16 protein-coding genes are annotated in these 14,620 nt (G+C 64.6%); 12 read left to right on the forward strand and 4 right to left on the reverse strand.

The genetic code is table 11. The features are described from left to right. The first annotated feature begins 305 nt into the window (after nt 1–305). From gatB to D1F64_RS09780, 6 genes are all read left to right on the forward strand, one after another. Nucleotides 306–1,787 carry an Asp-tRNA(Asn)/Glu-tRNA(Gln) amidotransferase subunit GatB gene (gatB, locus tag D1F64_RS09760; protein WP_117412285.1) on the forward strand — a complete coding sequence of 494 codons (1,482 nt, stop codon included), beginning with the start codon at nt 306–308 and terminating at the stop codon, nt 1,785–1,787. 517 nt (nt 1,788–2,304) lie between these two features. Continuing rightward, a complete protein-coding gene (locus D1F64_RS09765) occupies nt 2,305–3,885 on the forward strand; it encodes a glucan biosynthesis protein (RefSeq protein ID WP_117412286.1) in 1,581 nt (526 codons plus the stop codon). Further along, nucleotides 3,882–4,247, forward strand: coding sequence for a hypothetical protein (locus tag D1F64_RS09770; RefSeq protein ID WP_162901453.1), 366 nt, complete (start codon nt 3,882–3,884; stop codon nt 4,245–4,247). Before D1F64_RS09765 ends, D1F64_RS09770 begins: the two co-directional genes overlap by 4 nt. 3 nt (nt 4,248–4,250) lie before the next feature. Beyond that, a complete protein-coding gene (locus tag D1F64_RS24505) occupies nt 4,251–4,961 on the forward strand; it encodes a glycosyltransferase (protein WP_205470717.1) in 711 nt (236 codons plus the stop codon). Next, entirely contained in the window at nt 4,871–6,061 is a 1,191-nt protein-coding gene (mdoH, locus tag D1F64_RS09775; RefSeq protein ID WP_205470718.1) for a glucans biosynthesis glucosyltransferase MdoH, read from the forward strand. The genes D1F64_RS24505 and mdoH overlap by 91 nt, the downstream gene beginning before the upstream one ends. Nucleotides 6,062–6,526: 465 nt before the next feature. Beyond that, nucleotides 6,527–6,991, forward strand: a complete 465-nt coding sequence (locus tag D1F64_RS09780; protein WP_117412288.1) for a GNAT family N-acetyltransferase — start codon at nt 6,527–6,529, stop codon at nt 6,989–6,991. 290 nt (nt 6,992–7,281) lie between these two features. On the opposite strand, the gene D1F64_RS09785 is transcribed toward D1F64_RS09780, so the two are convergent. Beyond that, nucleotides 7,282–7,731 carry a DUF2147 domain-containing protein gene (locus D1F64_RS09785; protein ID WP_117412289.1) on the reverse strand — a complete coding sequence of 150 codons (450 nt, stop codon included), beginning with the start codon at nt 7,729–7,731 and terminating at the stop codon, nt 7,282–7,284. 8 nt (nt 7,732–7,739) lie between these two features. After that, nucleotides 7,740–8,183: a DUF2147 domain-containing protein gene (locus D1F64_RS09790; protein ID WP_117412290.1), complete on the reverse strand. Its 444-nt coding sequence runs from the start codon at nt 8,181–8,183 to the stop codon at nt 7,740–7,742. Nucleotides 8,184–8,683: 500 nt separating this feature from the next. Here D1F64_RS09790 and D1F64_RS09795 point away from each other — a divergent pair, with 500 nt between their 5' ends. Then, on the forward strand, nt 8,684–8,887 hold the full coding sequence (locus D1F64_RS09795; RefSeq protein WP_117412291.1) for an SEL1-like repeat protein: 204 nt from the start codon (nt 8,684–8,686) through the stop codon (nt 8,885–8,887). Between the two features lie 222 nt (nt 8,888–9,109). Here the strand turns inward: D1F64_RS09795 and pcaQ are convergent, their stop codons facing one another. Continuing rightward, nucleotides 9,110–10,039, reverse strand: a complete 930-nt coding sequence (pcaQ, locus tag D1F64_RS09800; RefSeq protein WP_117412292.1) for a pca operon transcription factor PcaQ — start codon at nt 10,037–10,039, stop codon at nt 9,110–9,112. A 235-nt stretch (nt 10,040–10,274) separates the two neighbouring features. Between pcaQ and pcaH the strand changes: the two genes are divergently transcribed. The 5 genes from pcaH (at nt 10,275) to D1F64_RS09820 (ending at nt 13,188) form a co-directional block, all read left to right on the forward strand. Next, nucleotides 10,275–10,976: a protocatechuate 3,4-dioxygenase subunit beta gene (gene pcaH / locus D1F64_RS09805; RefSeq protein ID WP_248304703.1), complete on the forward strand. Its 702-nt coding sequence runs from the start codon at nt 10,275–10,277 to the stop codon at nt 10,974–10,976. A gap of 3 nt (nt 10,977–10,979) precedes the next feature. Next, nucleotides 10,980–11,570 (forward strand): protocatechuate 3,4-dioxygenase subunit alpha, encoded by a 591-nt coding sequence (pcaG, locus tag D1F64_RS09810; RefSeq protein ID WP_117412294.1) that lies wholly within the window; start codon nt 10,980–10,982, stop codon nt 11,568–11,570. A gap of 277 nt (nt 11,571–11,847) precedes the next feature. Next, nucleotides 11,848–12,120, forward strand: coding sequence for a hypothetical protein (locus D1F64_RS23275; RefSeq protein ID WP_162901454.1), 273 nt, complete (start codon nt 11,848–11,850; stop codon nt 12,118–12,120). After that, the gene (locus D1F64_RS23280; protein WP_162901455.1) at nt 12,113–12,400 is read left to right on the forward strand and encodes a hypothetical protein; all 288 of its coding nucleotides are present in this window, start codon (nt 12,113–12,115) and stop codon (nt 12,398–12,400) included. The genes D1F64_RS23275 and D1F64_RS23280 overlap by 8 nt, the downstream gene beginning before the upstream one ends. A gap of 335 nt (nt 12,401–12,735) precedes the next feature. Then, nucleotides 12,736–13,188 (forward strand): VanZ family protein, encoded by a 453-nt coding sequence (locus tag D1F64_RS09820; RefSeq protein WP_117412296.1) that lies wholly within the window; start codon nt 12,736–12,738, stop codon nt 13,186–13,188. A gap of 148 nt (nt 13,189–13,336) precedes the next feature. Here the strand turns inward: D1F64_RS09820 and D1F64_RS09825 are convergent, their stop codons facing one another. Continuing rightward, nucleotides 13,337–14,521 carry an aminotransferase class V-fold PLP-dependent enzyme gene (locus D1F64_RS09825; protein WP_117412297.1) on the reverse strand — a complete coding sequence of 395 codons (1,185 nt, stop codon included), beginning with the start codon at nt 14,519–14,521 and terminating at the stop codon, nt 13,337–13,339. Nucleotides 14,522–14,620 lie beyond the last annotated feature (99 nt).

The following is a 14,620-nucleotide window of genomic DNA, read 5'->3' on the forward strand; positions in this document are numbered from 1 at the left end:
TCCGGACCGAGCACGGGCGCAGCCCGTGTCGAGAGATCCGGAACCCAGGAGGGACTCGCCGAAGGCGTCTGACACCTCGCGACAAAGCCCAAGGCCGTCGTCCTCGGTCGCATTCCCCGCATGGCGCTTTCGGACCTTTCCTTCACCTCCTTCAGCGCTCCAACCACACCTTGCCTCTTGCGAAGGCGCGCAATTCCCACTACCCAACAGGCACATGATATTCAGCGCCGCGATCCGTGCTCCGGATCGCCCGGACGCGCTTCCGCGACGCGCGGAAACCGACGCAGCACAGGACCTTGAGACGCATGAGCCTCGTTGACACCCGTACCCCCGATCCGAAGAAATTCATCAAGGGCGCCATGGGCGACTGGGAGATGGTCATCGGTCTCGAGGTGCATGCGCAGGTGACCTCCAACTCGAAGCTGTTCTCCGGCGCCTCGACCGAATTCGGCAACGCGCCGAACGACAACGTGTCGCTGGTCGACGCTGCCATGCCGGGCATGCTGCCGGTGATCAACGAGGAATGCGTCCGTCAGGCCGTGCGCACCGGTCTGGGGCTGAAGGCCGAGATCAACCTCAAGAGCGTCTTCGACCGCAAGAACTACTTCTATCCCGATCTGCCGCAGGGCTACCAGATCTCGCAGTTCAAGCAGCCGATCGTCGGCGAGGGCATCGTCTATCTCGACATGCCGGACGAGCGCGTCGAGGTCGGCGTCGAACGGCTGCATCTGGAGCAGGACGCCGGCAAGTCGATGCACGACCAGCATCCCACCATGTCGTTCGTCGATCTGAACCGCTCGGGCGTCGCGCTGATGGAGATCGTCTCCAAGCCGGACATCCGCTCGTCCGACGAGGCCAAGGCCTATCTCACCAAGCTGCGCACCATCCTGCGCTACCTCGGCACCTGCGACGGCAACATGGAGCAGGGCTCCATGCGCGCCGACATCAACGTTTCCGTGCGCAAGCCCGGCGGTGACTTCGGCACCCGCTGCGAGATCAAGAACGTCAACTCGATCCGCTTCGCCGGCCAGGCGATCGAATACGAGGCGCGCCGCCAGATCGGCATTCTCGAGGATGGCGGCTCCATCGACCAGGAAACCCGCCTGTTCGATCCGGGCCGTGGCGAGACGCGCTCCATGCGCTCCAAGGAAGAGGCGCACGACTACCGCTACTTCCCCGATCCCGACCTGCTGCCGCTGGTCTTCGACCAGGCCTTCGTCGACGATCTCGCGTCCCATCTGCCGGAACTGCCGGACGACAAGAAGGCGCGGTTTGTCGCCGACTTCGGCCTGTCGGCCTATGACGCGGACATTCTGGTGGCGGAAAAGATCTCGGCCGACTTCTTCGAGGCCGTGGCCAAGGGCCGCGACGCGAAACTGTCCGCCAACTGGGTGATCAACGAGCTCTTCGGACGGCTGAACAAGGAAGGCCACGACGTCACCACCTCGCCGGTTTCCGCCGACCAGCTCGGCGGCATCATCGATCTGATCGTTGCGGGCGAGATTTCGGGCAAGATCGCCAAGGATTTGTTCGAGATTGTCTGGTCCGAGGGCGGCGATCCGGCCGCAATCGTCGAGACGCGCGGCATGAAGCAGGTCACCGATCTCGGCGCCATCGAGGCGATCGTCAACGAGATCGTCGAGGCCAATCCCGAGAAGGCCGAACAGGCGCGCGAGAAGCCGGGCCTTCTGGGCTGGTTCGTCGGTCAGGTGATGAAGGCCAGCCAGGGCAAGGCCAACCCCAAGGCCGTCAACGATCTTCTGCGCAAGAAGATCGGCATCGATTAGCTCCGCCCGTTATCGCGCCGCAATGATCCGCCATCGCGCATTGCGGTGCGGATTGCGTCATTCTGCCGCATCGGCAGTCACATTGACGCTGCGGAGCGCACATCTGCGTGAGCCTGCGGCTGCGGTATTCCGCTCCCCATCCAAGTGTGGCTAGAATTGGCGCGTGGGCGGATGTGTGCCGCCCCAACACCTTGCTTGTGTTGCTAATTTAATGGTCGCGGGCGTCAAGATGCCGGCGCAATTCGGCCCCGTTGCCGCCGTCTTTCCTGATCAAATTGCCGTGGTCGGTATTCCCGATCCGGCACCGGACGATGCGGCCCGCGCCCGACGTGCGCGGAAATTGCATGAATTGCTGCACTGCGGGGATCTTTTGCGCCGCTGGGGCGTTCCTCGTGCAGACCCGGATACCGGAAGATGGTTTTCAAGCCTTCCCGGGCGCCCCTCCCAGGTGCCTGAGCGAGGGGCTTCGCGCGGCCCATGCGGGTTGAATGATGCGTCAGAGAGGTTGAGTTTGGACATGAATCGCCGCGAATACCTGCAAGCGACGGGTGCTCTCATTGCTGCCATCGCCGGCGGCATGCCGCTGGCGGCGCTGGCGCAAGCGCCGGCCGCCGATGAGTCCGGGTCCGCCGTGCAGAGCTTCAGCTGGGACGAACTGGTTGCGCGCATGAAGCAGCGCGCCGCGGAGCCCTACGAGCCGCCGTCTGCGACACTGCCCAAACCCCTGGCGGATCTCGATTACGACCGCCGCCGGCTGATCAATTATCGTCGCGAGCGATCCGTCTGGCGCGGCCAGGACCGCGGTTTCCAGATGCAGGCCTTTCATCCCGGCGGCATTTACGATGCGCCGGTGCAACTGTTCGAGGTGGCTGACGGCGCCGCCCGGCCGATCACCTTTTCGGCCGCCGATTTCGAGTATCTCGCCCCGCTCGATCCGGCGGAGTTCGAGGCGTTGGAGTTCCCCGGCGTCGCCGGCATCCGGCTTCTGTATCCGCTCAACCGCTCCGATCATCACGACGAGGTGGTGAGCTTTCTGGGCGCCAGCTATTTTCGCGCACTGGGCCGCGGCAACCGTTACGGGCTGTCGGCGCGCGGGCTGGCGGTGGACACGGCCGCCGGCGCGCCGGAGGAGTTCCCCGTCTTCACCCGGCTGTACATCGAGCGTCCGGAGATCGACGCGCGGCAGATCCGCGTTTGGGCGGAGCTTGAGAGCGCACGGGTTTCCGGCGCCTATGCCTTCACCATCGCGCCGGGGACCGAGACCATCATCGATGTGAGCATGGCCATCTTCCTGCGCGGCGACGTCTCGCGGCTCGGCATCGCGCCGCTGACGTCCATGTATCTGTTCGGCGAGAACGACCGCACCGGCTTTGACGACTTCCGTCCCGAGGTGCACGACAGCGATGGCCTGGCGATCCTGCGCGCCAACGGCGAGCGTGTCTGGCGACCGCTGGTCAACCCCGGCCAGTTGCAGCTTTCGTTGTTCTCCGAGGTCGATCCGGGCGGCTTCGGCCTGCTGCAGCGCGACCGCGCCGGAGACGCCTATCTCGATACGGAAGCGCGCTACGAGCGCCGTCCGTCGGTGTGGATCGAGCCTGTGGGCAATTGGGGCAAGGGGGCTGTGTGGCTCGCCGAGATCCCCTCTTCGGCCGAAATCCACGACAACATCGTGGCCTTCTGGATGCCGCGGGAAGGCCTGACGGCAGGGTCCGAGCATCACCTGCAATACCGGATGATCTGGGCTTTGAACGTCGAGGAGGATCATCCGCTGGGCCGCGTGACCAGCACCCGTACGGGCCACGGCGGCGTCTCGGGCGTTGAGCCCGATCCGCAGGCGCGCAAGTTCGTGATCACCTTTGCCGGCGGTTCGCTGCCGGAAATCGGTCCCGACGATCAGGTGACCGCGGGCATCGGCGTGGACAACGGCACGCTCCTTCACAGCGATTTGCAGAAACTTGAAGGCAGCGATGACTGGCGGCTGGTGCTTGATGTGAAGCGTGGCGGCGAAAGCCGGCCGGTCGAGCTGCGCGCGGACCTGCATCTCGAGGGTCAAAGCCTGACCGAAACCTGGACCTATCAATGGGGAACGCTGCTATGACGCGCTCTACGAATTCGTCCACCTCCCGTTTGACGCCCGCGCCGGGCTTTGAGGCGCTTCGCCGTACGGTGCGCCGCCCGGATCTTGATGATGCGGCGCTCGCGCTGTGTCTTGAGGCGGCGCTGCATGATCTCTGCGGCGCGGATGCGTCCGAAGGCATCAAGCGCGATATCCTGCGCGGCAGCGCGCGGGCGGATCTGAGCTCCCGCGTGCTGGCGAGCCTCTGCCTGCCGCCGCCCGCCTCTCCGCTCGCCATGCCGGTTCATACGCTCGAGCGGCCACGCGGGCGCATGCTGGCGCGGCTTTCGGCCGGTGTGCGCCGGCTGCGCGGTGGCCGGCGCGTGCCGGTCAGGGTGGAGTAGCGCATGGCCGCGCGCCCCGGATCCGAGATCCTCTCGCGGGTGAGCCTGTACGTGCGCCGCGGCGGCGCGGTGCTGCTGACGCTTGGGCTGACGGCCGGCGCCGCGGCGATGTTCGGATCCGTGGCGGTGGCCGACGGGTTCGACTGGCTCGACGTTCTGCGCGTCACCCTTGTCGCCTTCGGCGCCTTGTGGCTGTCGTGGGGCGCCTGCACGGCGCTTCTGGGCCTGCTGTTCGCGCCCGATCCGGTGCCGCGTTCCACGTCGGCGCTCAAGGGCCGCACGGCCATCGTCATTCCGGTCTACAACGAGGCCGCGGACGCCGTCTTCGCCCGGCTGCACGCCATGTATCGCGCGCTCGAGCGGCTTGGCGCGCTGGAGACGTTTGATTTCCACGTGCTCTCGGATTCGACACGCCCCGAGTGTGTGGAGTCCGAACGCGCGCTGCATCGGCGTGCGGTCGTTCAGCTTGGCGGCGGCGGTCGCCTCTACTATCGCCATCGCAGCCCCAATGTGGGCCGCAAGGCGGGCAATGTGGCCGACTTCATCCGCGCGAGCGGCGGCGCCTACGACCACATGCTGGTGCTGGATGCCGACAGTCTGATGCGCGGGAGACCATCGTCGAGATGGTCCGCCGCATGGAGGCGGACCCGCGGCTGGGACTGCTGCAGACCGTGCCGCGCATCATTGGCCGGCGCACGCTGTTCGGCCGCATGATCCAGTTCTCCTCCTTCTTCTACGCGCCGGTGTTCTCGCGCGGTGTCGCGGCGCTTCAGGGCGCGGAAGGCCCGTTCTGGGGCCACAACGCGCTGGTGCGCGTGCGCGCCTTCGCCCAGAGCTGTGGCCTGCCCAAGCTCCAGGGCGCGCCGCCCTTTGGCGGCGACATTCTCAGCCACGACACCGTGGAGGCGGCCATGCTGGCGCGCGGCGGCTGGCAGGTGCGTCTGGATCCGGATCTCGACGGTTCGTACGAGGAAGCCCCCGCCAACATGATCGACTACGCCAAACGCGACCGGCGCTGGTGCCAGGGAAACCTGCAGCACACCCGCGTGCTGGCCGCGCCGGGGCTGCATTTCTGGAGCCGGCTCAACCTGCTGCAGGGCGTCTTCGGCTATCTGGCGTCGCCCATCTGGCTGCTTTTTCTGCTCGCCAGCATCATTGCGCCGCAGGTGGCGCCGGCACCCGTCTATTTCGTCTCCGGCTCGCCGTTTCCGCGTTTTCCACACCCTGAGACCGAAATGGGACTGGCGCTGCTCTTCGGCGTCTTCGCGCTGCTGCTGCTGCCAAAGGTGCTTTTGGTGCTGCGCGCGGTGCTTGTCGGAGAGGCCCAGTCCTTCGGCGGCGATGCGGCCGCCTGCGGCAGCGCCGTCCTGGAGTTCCTGCTCGCCTCGCTATTGGCGCCGATTCACATGATGTTCCAGAGCCGATCGGTCGCGCAGGTGCTCACCGGCGCGGATTTCGGCTGGCCTGCGGCCGAACGCGCCGACGGATCGCTCGCGCCGCTCGATTGCCTGCGCGCGAGCTGGTGGATGGTTGTCTTCGGCACCGCAAGCCTGGGGATGGCCTACTGGGCCGCGCCCATGCTGGTCGGCTGGCTGCTGCCGGTGATGCTGCCGCTTGTCGCCGCGCCGCTGCTCATCTGGTGGACCGCCTCGATCAGCGCCGGCCATGGCGCGCGGCGCGCCGGCATCTTTCTCACGCCCGTCGAGATTTCCGGTGAGCCGGTGATTGCTGCCGCCGCCGCCGCGCTGGAAACCTATCGCCTGCCGGAAGACGAGCAGGCGCCACGCGCCGTCCCCGCGCCGGAAGCTGCCTGATACCTGCCGCCGGAAGCCAGCCTCGCATCCCTGTCCGCGCCGCACTGCGTGCGATGACGCGGAGGGTGTGGGAGGCCGCCGATATCGACAGCGCCGCCGTATCCGCACCCTCTCCCATGGGGAGAGGGTTGGGGTGAGGGGCTTCACGCTCAGGATGATACGGCGGGTCCTGCGCCCCTCACCCGCGCCTGCGGCGCGACCTCACCCCATGGGAGAGGTGAAGACACCGCGCGCCCGGTCATGCCGGATTAAGCCACGGCCGCGATTGAAGCGGCGATCAGCAGCAAACGGTGCCGCATGAGTGCTCGCGACGAGCCCTGGCATGACGAATGAGCGTCCGGGGGCTGTGCCATCGAGCTCTTGGCGCGCAAGCGCCGTCCAAAGCGCACCTGGCGCCGCACAGGTGCCGTCTTGCACCTCCGGTCAAATGCTGGCACAGAGCAAGGACCCCGTCCTGGTCCGCCCATGGAGCCGCCCTTGCGCATCGTCGAAGCCGACCGCCAGCACCTCGGCGCCCTTGTCGCGATGCTGCATGACGATTTTCTCGGTCAGGGGCGCGAGGACCTGTCCGACGCGGCGCTTGACGGCTATCGCGCCGCCTTCGCCGCCTTATCGGACGATCCCAACAACACGCTCTTCGTGGCGCTGGATGAGACCGACGCGCCCGTCGGCATGTTTCAGCTCACCTTTCTTCCTGGGCTGTCCTACGGCGGCCAGTGGCGCGCCCAGATCGAAGGCGTGCGCACGCGGGCGGATCAGCGCGGCAAGGGCATCGGCGCGCGGATGATGGCCTTCGCCATCGAGCAGGCGCGGTCGCGAGGCTGCGTTCTGGTGCAACTGGCCACCAACAAGGCGCGCGGCGACGCGCACCGTTTCTACGAGCGGCTTGGTTTCAAAGCCTCGCACATCGGCATGAAGATGATGCTGTAGGACTCATCCTCAGCCGGATTGGCGGCTTGATCCGAATCCGCGCCGGGCTCATGTCCGATCGTGACGCCAATCGTAAGCCTGCGATGCGTAGCGGGGATAAGTTTTTTGGCTGGCTGGGACAGAGGGGAGCGGGCGGGGCGCGTCACGGCGTGATGCCAGATCGGCGAGCGCACCTTCACGGCGGACGCAAGTCGAATTCGAATTTGATTCAAATTTGAATCAAAATTCATTCAAATAACCATCAACAACCGCTCGAAATTCGAGAAAGTTGACAGTCGTGGAGCGCCCTGTCAGGGCACGCGGGTCCAGTTCACGTTCTCGCATAGCACGTACAGGATGCAGCCGCGTATCGTCAGCTTGTCCTCGCCGTTCAGTGTGACCGTGGCGTCGGCGGCGATGCCGCGCTCGGGATCGTATCCCCGCCCGCGCCACGTTCCGCCCTCCTGCTTCAGTCCCGACAGCACCTCGATGCCGAGAATGGGCCGGTCGCGCTTGTCCGGGTCAGGGTTGTTGACGTCGCGGGCGCTTTCCTGGGTCATACCGGCGGGCGGATCGAAGGCGATGACGTGGCCGCACAGGGCGTCGCCGCACGGCGCGATGCGCACCGTGCCGGGGTAGGGCGTGCGCCAGTCGCCCTGCAAATCCGCCGCCCGGGCCGTCCCGGCGTCGAGCGCCAGATACATTCCCACAGCGCACAGGGCGGCGAGGACTTGTCCGCGTTGGCCGTTCTTGAGCTCCATCGCGCGTCCTATCGGTAGCGGTTCCAGGTCTCGCCCTTGCAGATCAACCCGCCCAGAACGCAGCCTTCAAGCTTCAGCTTGTTGGGCGCGGTCAACTCCATGACCCCCTTGTAGGTCTTGCCGTCCTCGGCATTGTACACCTTGCCCTTCCAGCTGTCGTCGCCGCTGGGAACCATGTTGATGACGGTTTGAACCCCCAGCAGCGGCCGGTCGCGCTTGGACTTGTCGGGGTTCTTGTCGTCCTTGCGCGGGTTCTTCAGCCACACAAGCTTGCCGCACAGGGCCTTGCCGCACGACGAGATCTGTATCCGCGACGTTCCGCTCGGACGAGCCCAGACGCCCTTCGCATCCGCCGCCGCCGCCGGCTGCGTCGTCACAAGAACGGCTGCGGCGATGACCACCGGCGCAGACAATATGGCGGCGGCGCGCAGTCCACGTTTCAAGACACTCATGATATTCCCTCCCGTGTTTTTGGTCGTTGCTATAGTAAGGTAGCTGCTTTCGGGGCGCTGGCAAGCGTCCTCGCGCGCCGCTTTTTGGCTCTGAGAGGCCGTCGACACATGGTCAATTGGGTGGCCGTGTCCGCCACTACGTTTATCTACTTGGGCCTCAATACGACGTGTATCGTGTCGTATGGTTACGGAAGCGTGTTGATTAACTCTTTCTCTTAAGGATCAAAGTATTGAAATTTATAGGTTTTTTCCGCTTTGTCGGTTAAGGAACCTGAAATTTTACCGAACGTTTTTAATTCGTTTTGTTCTTGTTAACCATAAACATTAATCCTCGGTCAAAGCTCAGGCTGGAATACTCTCTACGTAACGCGGAGGTGCCTCGGTCGCGAAAGAAGCATCGGGACCAGGACCTTCGGAAATCATAGGAGAATGACAATGGCTCGCTTTGAAATACCCGTCGAGGGCATGGCCGGAATGGGATCGGCCCCGCCAATGCGGAAATGCTGTTTGAACTCGGCATGACCTATGCCACCGGTCGCGACGTGCCGGCGGATCTCGTCTCGGCGCACAAGTGGTTCAATCTGGCCGCGATGAAGGGCAACCGTGATGCCGTGCGCTATCGCAAGGAAATCTCTGAGGAAATGACCAGCGCCGATATCGCCGAGGCGCAGCGCGCGGCTCGCGAATGGCTGACCATGCAGTGATCGGCGTTCCCGCGCTGATCCCTGCGGCCTCCAGGGGCTGCGCTCCCGCAACCGTGCGGTTTGCGGGCGCACGACGCGAAAGGTCGTCCGGCGGACGGCGCTGACCGCGCGCTCATCGCGCCGCAGTCAGCCGCCACACGGCCCGCCGGATGACGACCCTCCTGACCGGCCCAAGGTCTCGCGACCCGGGTACGGCACATTTTCTGACGAGATTTCAGTTCGTTAGCCGGCCTGTGCGCGAAAGCCGCCGGCCACTTCACGGATCGTGTTCATCAGCAGCTCCGCCAGCGGCGAGGGCGCGATGTCCGATCGCGTCGTGATGCCGATGGACCCCATCATCGCCGATCTGTCGATCGGCAGCTCCACGAGCGTTCCAGCCGCGATGTCTCCGTCGATGGCGCCGCGCGGCACCGCCCAGACGGCGTCCGACGCCAGCGCATAGGCGCGCCCGAAGGTCACCGAAATGGTCTCCACCTGGTCGGAAGGCAGCCGGATGCCGTTGGCGATCAGGAACCGGTCCACCTCCTTGCGGATCACCGTTCCCTCCGGCGGCAGCGACGCGGGAAAGCGCGACAGGGCCGCCAGATCGAAAGGCTCGGCGGCGCTCAGCGGATGGCCCGCGCGCACCACCAGCGTCATCGGCTCGGAATAGATATGCTCAAACGCCAGCCCGGTCATCTGGTCCGGCTCCACCAGCCGCCCCACCACCACGTCGAGGTCCCCCAGCCGCAGTTGCGCCAGAAGCGAGGCATTGGATCCGGTCGACACCCGCACCACGGTTTCCAGCGCGGTCTGCTTGAACAGGTTTAATGCCCGTGGCATCAGTCTCGCCGCCACATTGGGCAGCACGCCGGCGCTGACGATATATCCGCCCTTGGATTGCGCCCGCGAGACGCTGTCGATGCCCTGATGCAGCGCCATCACGCTGGCCGCGGCGTGCCGCATGAAGATTTCCCCGAAGCGCGTCAGCCGCACGCCCTTCTTGGAGCGGTCGAACAATCTCGCGCCCAGCGATTCTTCAAGTTCTTTCAAGGTCTTGGAGACGGCGGGCTGCGACACGCTGAGCGCTTCCGCCGCCCGCACGATGGAGCCTTGGCGGGCGGCCTCCAGAAAGCACTGCAAATGGCGGAACTTGATGCGCGTGTCGATCATGCGGTCGGCCTGATGGATGAGGATACAGATCTATAATCTGTGGGTTATGTAATATGGCATGAAAGGTTATTTTACATAACCGTTGCGCCGATGCATTTTGGCGCCGGCTATTCGAAATGGAGAGGCTCCGGACCATCTTGTGCTCGGACGGGCGCGCTTGCCGGAGCTTCGGAATAGATCAGCAGCTTGCGGCTATGGCTCGGCTCGAGACCGCATGTTGATCCAGGAGGGAAATGTGACCGACCAGTATCGCCCCAGGGATTGGGATTCGCATCCGCCGTATCTGCACGCGGGCTACAAGTCGACCGTGCTGCGCTCGCCGACCAAGCCGCTCATTCCTATGAAGCAGACGCTGTCGGAAATGACCGGCCCGGTCTACGGTCACGAATATGTCGGCGCGCTGGATGCGGACCTGACGAAGAACGGCATGGTCAACGGCGATCCGCTGGGCGAACGCATCATCGTCACCGGTCGGGTGCTCGACGAGGACGGCCGCCCGGTGCGCAACACGCTGGTGGAAGTCTGGCAGGCCAACGCCGCCGGACGTTACATCCACAAGACCGACCAGCATGAAGCGCCGCTTGATCCGAACTTCTTCGGCGGCGGCCGCTGCGTCACCGACGATGAGGGACGCTATACCTTCCGCACCATCAAGCCGGGCGCCTATCCCTGGCCGAACCACTACAACGCCTGGCGGCCGAACCACATTCACTTCTCGCTGCTCGGCCCCTCCATCGCGACCCGTCTGGTCACCCAGATGTATTTCCCCGGCGATCCGCTGCTCGATCTCGATCCGATCTACCAGGGCACGCCGGAAAGCGCGCGCGAGCGGTTGATCTCGCAGTTCGACATTGGCGTCACCGAGCCGAACTTCGCGCTCGGTTACAACTTCGACATCGTCCTGCGCGGCCGCAAAGAAACACCGATGGAGGCCTGAGCGATGACCTTGAAGCAGACCCCGTCGCAGACGGTCGGACCGTATTTCGCCTATGGGCTGACGGCCGGACAATACGGCTACAATTTCTCGCAGATCGCCGGATCCGAGCTCACCGATGAAGACACCGAGGGCGAGCGCATTCGCATTGAGGGCCGCGTTCTGGACGGCGAGGGGGCGCCAATCAGCGATGCGATGATCGAGATCTGGCAGGCGGATGCGGATGGCCGCTTCGCGCACCCGGACGACCCGCGCCGGCCCAACGCCCGCTTTACCGGCTTCGGCCGCTGCGGCACCGGCACAGACCCTCAGAACCGCTTCTTCTTCGACACCATCAAGCCGGGCGCGCCGGCCGAGGGCGAGGCGCCGCATTTCAACATGATCGTGCTGGCGCGCGGCATGCTGGTGCACGCGTACACGCGGATCTATTTCTCCGACGAGGCGGAGGCCAACGCCGCCGATCCCGTGATGCAGCTTGTCCCCGAGGAGCGCCGCGGCACCCTGATCGCCGAGCGCGTCGAGACGCCGACGGGCGTGCGGTATCGCATCGACATCCACATGCAGGGCGATGCGGAGACGGTATTTTTCGACGTCTGAGATTGCGGATTGAAAGAGCCCGCTTGAGACCGATCAGAGCCGCCCGCCGGGATACCCGGCGGGCGGCTTTTCTTTGGCCGGAGAAGGCATGTGGCCAGCAACCAATCCCGCAGGAGTAAGTAACAGTCCCAAGGCGGCCCGGTTGACTGGAGAGGGCCGATCGAGGCAGCTAAACTTTGGCCTTGTGCCAACCTGCCGCGATCATTGGGGTTCTTGCGATCGGTAGTGCACCGGCTGTCGATTTGCGGAGGACGGGTTTCCTGGCTTGGGAGCGAAAATGACGGCTGGAGACGGTGTCGTAACTCCTGATGTGATGGCCAAATTGCGGATTCGGGGCTTTTTGGAAGGGTTAAAAATTGGTTATCCACATGGAATATCCGGGCAAAAAAGAAAGATTGACGATTTTATATATGGAAAACAATTAGTTAATGAATTGAGTCACATAAGTCATCCACAGTACGGATTTTTTCGGTGGATTATTTACTTTTTCATGTGGATCACTTCTCCTAAAGTAAGGGTCTGGCCATCCTGTGGAGACTGTTATGTTTGACAATATTGAAGGCCCCGAAAAAGCTGCGGTCGATGAAAAGCTGCGTCAAAATCTTCAAAAATTCAATCGGGACAGTTTGAGGATACTTCATCCGGTCTTCGTTGATGCGCTCCGGCTTTTGGCCCGCCGCGATCACCCTGATCGCACGGATACGCTTTTGCTGCCTCTCGCCTGGCCCGGCGCCGCAAGCGCGAGCGGCGCCGGGGCCGCGCGGACGGACTATTATCCGCCCACCGGTCAGGATCCCTTCCAAATGGTCCGGCTGCACGGCAGCGTCTGAAGGCAGCCGCCCAAACGTCATGGGCCGCGGGTCTTCGGCCGACTCCACCGGGTTGTCCTGAAGCGCCGGACGTTGTGATTTCATCATGACGCCCGGCGCTTCAGTGTCTTGTTTAAGTAACGCCATGCCAGCGGATGGCGCGAGCGGCACGGCGCAAGGCGGTGCCGGTTAACATCTCGTAAGGAACTTGCGGCGACACTGGTCGGGTTCGTCCGTCGCCGCGCACGCGATACGGACAGACCGGGCCGGAAGGTGCGGTCGGGATACTTGTGATTGTTCAGCGTTCCGGCATCCAGGGTCACGCACCCCGCGCCGGTTGGACCAGGAACCGCGTCATGTCGAGCCGTATCATCCGCCAGGCCCAGGCGTTTCTTCGCGCTGCCCCCGCATCCGCCATCGCATCGACCGCGTTTCTCGCCATCGCCGGCATTGCCTTGGGTGTGGTGTTTTCCACGGGCCTCGGCCACCCCTTCGACAAGCTTTTTCACGGCGTGTTCTTTGCGCTGCTGACGGTTTCGCTTTCCGGATTTTTCGGCGGACGCGTGCTCCCCGCCGCACTCATCGCCGTTGCTCTGGGCTGCGGCGGCGAACTTGTGCAGGCGCTTGTGCCCCATCATGAAGCGTCCATGGCCGATGCGCTCGCCGACATTGTCGGCGTGCTTGCCGCGGCCGGCGTCATGCAGCTGCGGCCGAGCGGCGCTTTGATCCCTTGGCACAAGCTGGGTTTCACGGATGTGATGCCCGCCGAGCCGGCGCCCATTCCTGTGCGCGTCACCCGCAAGGGCTGAGCATCCTCTCAGGACGCCGTTGCGCGCGCCGCGCCGCTCATGCGAGGAGATGCGTGACCGGGTCCGCAACAATGCCCGAGCATTGCGTCATCCCGGAACAATCGGGCGCCTGAACCGCCGCCGCTTCGCCGGCCGCGTTAGAGTTCCCTCAGACCGCCACGGATTGGCCGAGCCAGTCGACGGCGGCCTGCACGCCGCCCCTGCCGTGCGGGATCCCGAGCGCAATGAGTCCGATCTCGATCGCGCCCAGCGTGCCCAGGACGGATGGAGCGTTGACGTGGCCCATGTGGCCGATGCGGAGTCCCTTGCCCTCGAGATCGCCGATCGCGCCGCCGATGGTCACGCCGCAGGTCTCCGCGCAGAAGGCGCGCAACGTTGCGGGATCGAAGCCTTCGGTCAGAATCGTGGTGACGGAATTGGCGCGTTCGGCAGCGCTTTCGATGTTGAAGGCAAGGCTGCCACCCTCGGCCCAGACCGCGACGGCGCGACGCACGGCTTCCGCCAGCAGCGCATGGCGATGCTGCGCCTTCTCGACGCCTTCGTCGAAAAGAATGTCGAGCGCCTTGCGCAGGGCGAACAGCAGGTGTTCAGGCGGCGTGCCGCAGTATTTCTGGTAATGGATGTCGCCCAGCCGCGCCGTCCAGTCCCAGTAGTGGGTGACCAGATCGGCCTCCTCATGCGCCGCCATCGCCTTGTCGTTGGCCGCCAGAAAGGTCAGGCCAGGGGGCGTCATCAGCCCCTTTTGGGCCGCCGAGACGCACACGTCGACGCCCCACGCGTCCATGGTGAAGGGCACGATGCCGAGAGAGGCAATGGTGTCGACCATGTAAAGCGCGCCATGGCCGGCGTTGGTGATGGCCTGGCGGATGGCGGGAATGTCGTTGATGACGGACGATGCCGTGTCGATCTGAACCACCAGGACGGCCTTGATCTCGCCTTCGGTGTCGGCGCGCAGACGCGCTTCCACGGCGGCGGGATCGACCGCGCGGCGCCAGCTTCCCGGAAGCACCTCGATCTCGACGCCCATCTTCTCCGCCATCATGCCCCAGCCAAGCGCGAAACGGCCCGATTCCAGAATCAGAACCTTGTCGCCGCCCGACAGGACGTTCGACAGCGCGGCCTCCCAGCCGCCATGTCCATTGGCGATGTAGATGAAGCTGTGCCCTTTGGTGCCGAACAGGGTCTTGAGATCGGAAAGGCAGCTGTCCGTGGTGGCGACCAGCGGGCCGGAGTAGATGTCGATCGCCTGCTGATGCATGGCGTTGAGGACGTCATCGGGCACGGTGGTGGGACCGGGGATGCTCAATACGGGGCGGCCATGGCGAATGCTCATGCGACGGATCCTTGCGAGGAATTGTGTGATGGGCATGCGGCAGGAAACGGCGCGCGCCGTCTATCCGTTTGCACCAGATCGGCGCGTCCGGCAAGCGGA

It is taken from the genome of Breoghania sp. L-A4, from assembly GCF_003432385.1.
GTDB lineage: Bacteria > Pseudomonadota > Alphaproteobacteria > Rhizobiales > Stappiaceae > Breoghania.

Excerpts from the sequence above, each read along its gene's own strand:
- D1F64_RS09790 (WP_117412290.1), bottom strand. The coding sequence starts at position 8,183 with ATGAGTGTCTTGAAACGTGGACTGCGCGCCGCCGCCATATTGTCTGCG.
- D1F64_RS09770 (WP_162901453.1), top strand. The coding sequence starts at position 3,882 with ATGACGCGCTCTACGAATTCGTCCACCTCCCGTTTGACGCCCGCGCCG.
- D1F64_RS09795 (WP_117412291.1), top strand. The coding sequence starts at position 8,684 with ATGCTGTTTGAACTCGGCATGACCTATGCCACCGGTCGCGACGTGCCG.
- D1F64_RS23280 (WP_162901455.1), top strand. The coding sequence starts at position 12,113 with ATGTTTGACAATATTGAAGGCCCCGAAAAAGCTGCGGTCGATGAAAAG.
- D1F64_RS09820 (WP_117412296.1), top strand. The coding sequence starts at position 12,736 with ATGTCGAGCCGTATCATCCGCCAGGCCCAGGCGTTTCTTCGCGCTGCC.
- D1F64_RS09780 (WP_117412288.1), top strand. The coding sequence starts at position 6,527 with ATGGAGCCGCCCTTGCGCATCGTCGAAGCCGACCGCCAGCACCTCGGC.
- D1F64_RS24505 (WP_205470717.1), top strand. The coding sequence starts at position 4,251 with ATGGCCGCGCGCCCCGGATCCGAGATCCTCTCGCGGGTGAGCCTGTAC.
- pcaQ (WP_117412292.1), bottom strand. The coding sequence starts at position 10,039 with ATGATCGACACGCGCATCAAGTTCCGCCATTTGCAGTGCTTTCTGGAG.
- D1F64_RS09785 (WP_117412289.1), bottom strand. The coding sequence starts at position 7,731 with ATGGAGCTCAAGAACGGCCAACGCGGACAAGTCCTCGCCGCCCTGTGC.
- pcaG (WP_117412294.1), top strand. The coding sequence starts at position 10,980 with ATGACCTTGAAGCAGACCCCGTCGCAGACGGTCGGACCGTATTTCGCC.
- D1F64_RS09765 (WP_117412286.1), top strand. The coding sequence starts at position 2,305 with ATGAATCGCCGCGAATACCTGCAAGCGACGGGTGCTCTCATTGCTGCC.
- D1F64_RS09825 (WP_117412297.1), bottom strand. The coding sequence starts at position 14,521 with ATGAGCATTCGCCATGGCCGCCCCGTATTGAGCATCCCCGGTCCCACC.
- gatB (WP_117412285.1), top strand. The coding sequence starts at position 306 with ATGAGCCTCGTTGACACCCGTACCCCCGATCCGAAGAAATTCATCAAG.
- D1F64_RS23275 (WP_162901454.1), top strand. The coding sequence starts at position 11,848 with ATGACGGCTGGAGACGGTGTCGTAACTCCTGATGTGATGGCCAAATTG.
- mdoH (WP_205470718.1), top strand. The coding sequence starts at position 4,871 with ATGGTCCGCCGCATGGAGGCGGACCCGCGGCTGGGACTGCTGCAGACC.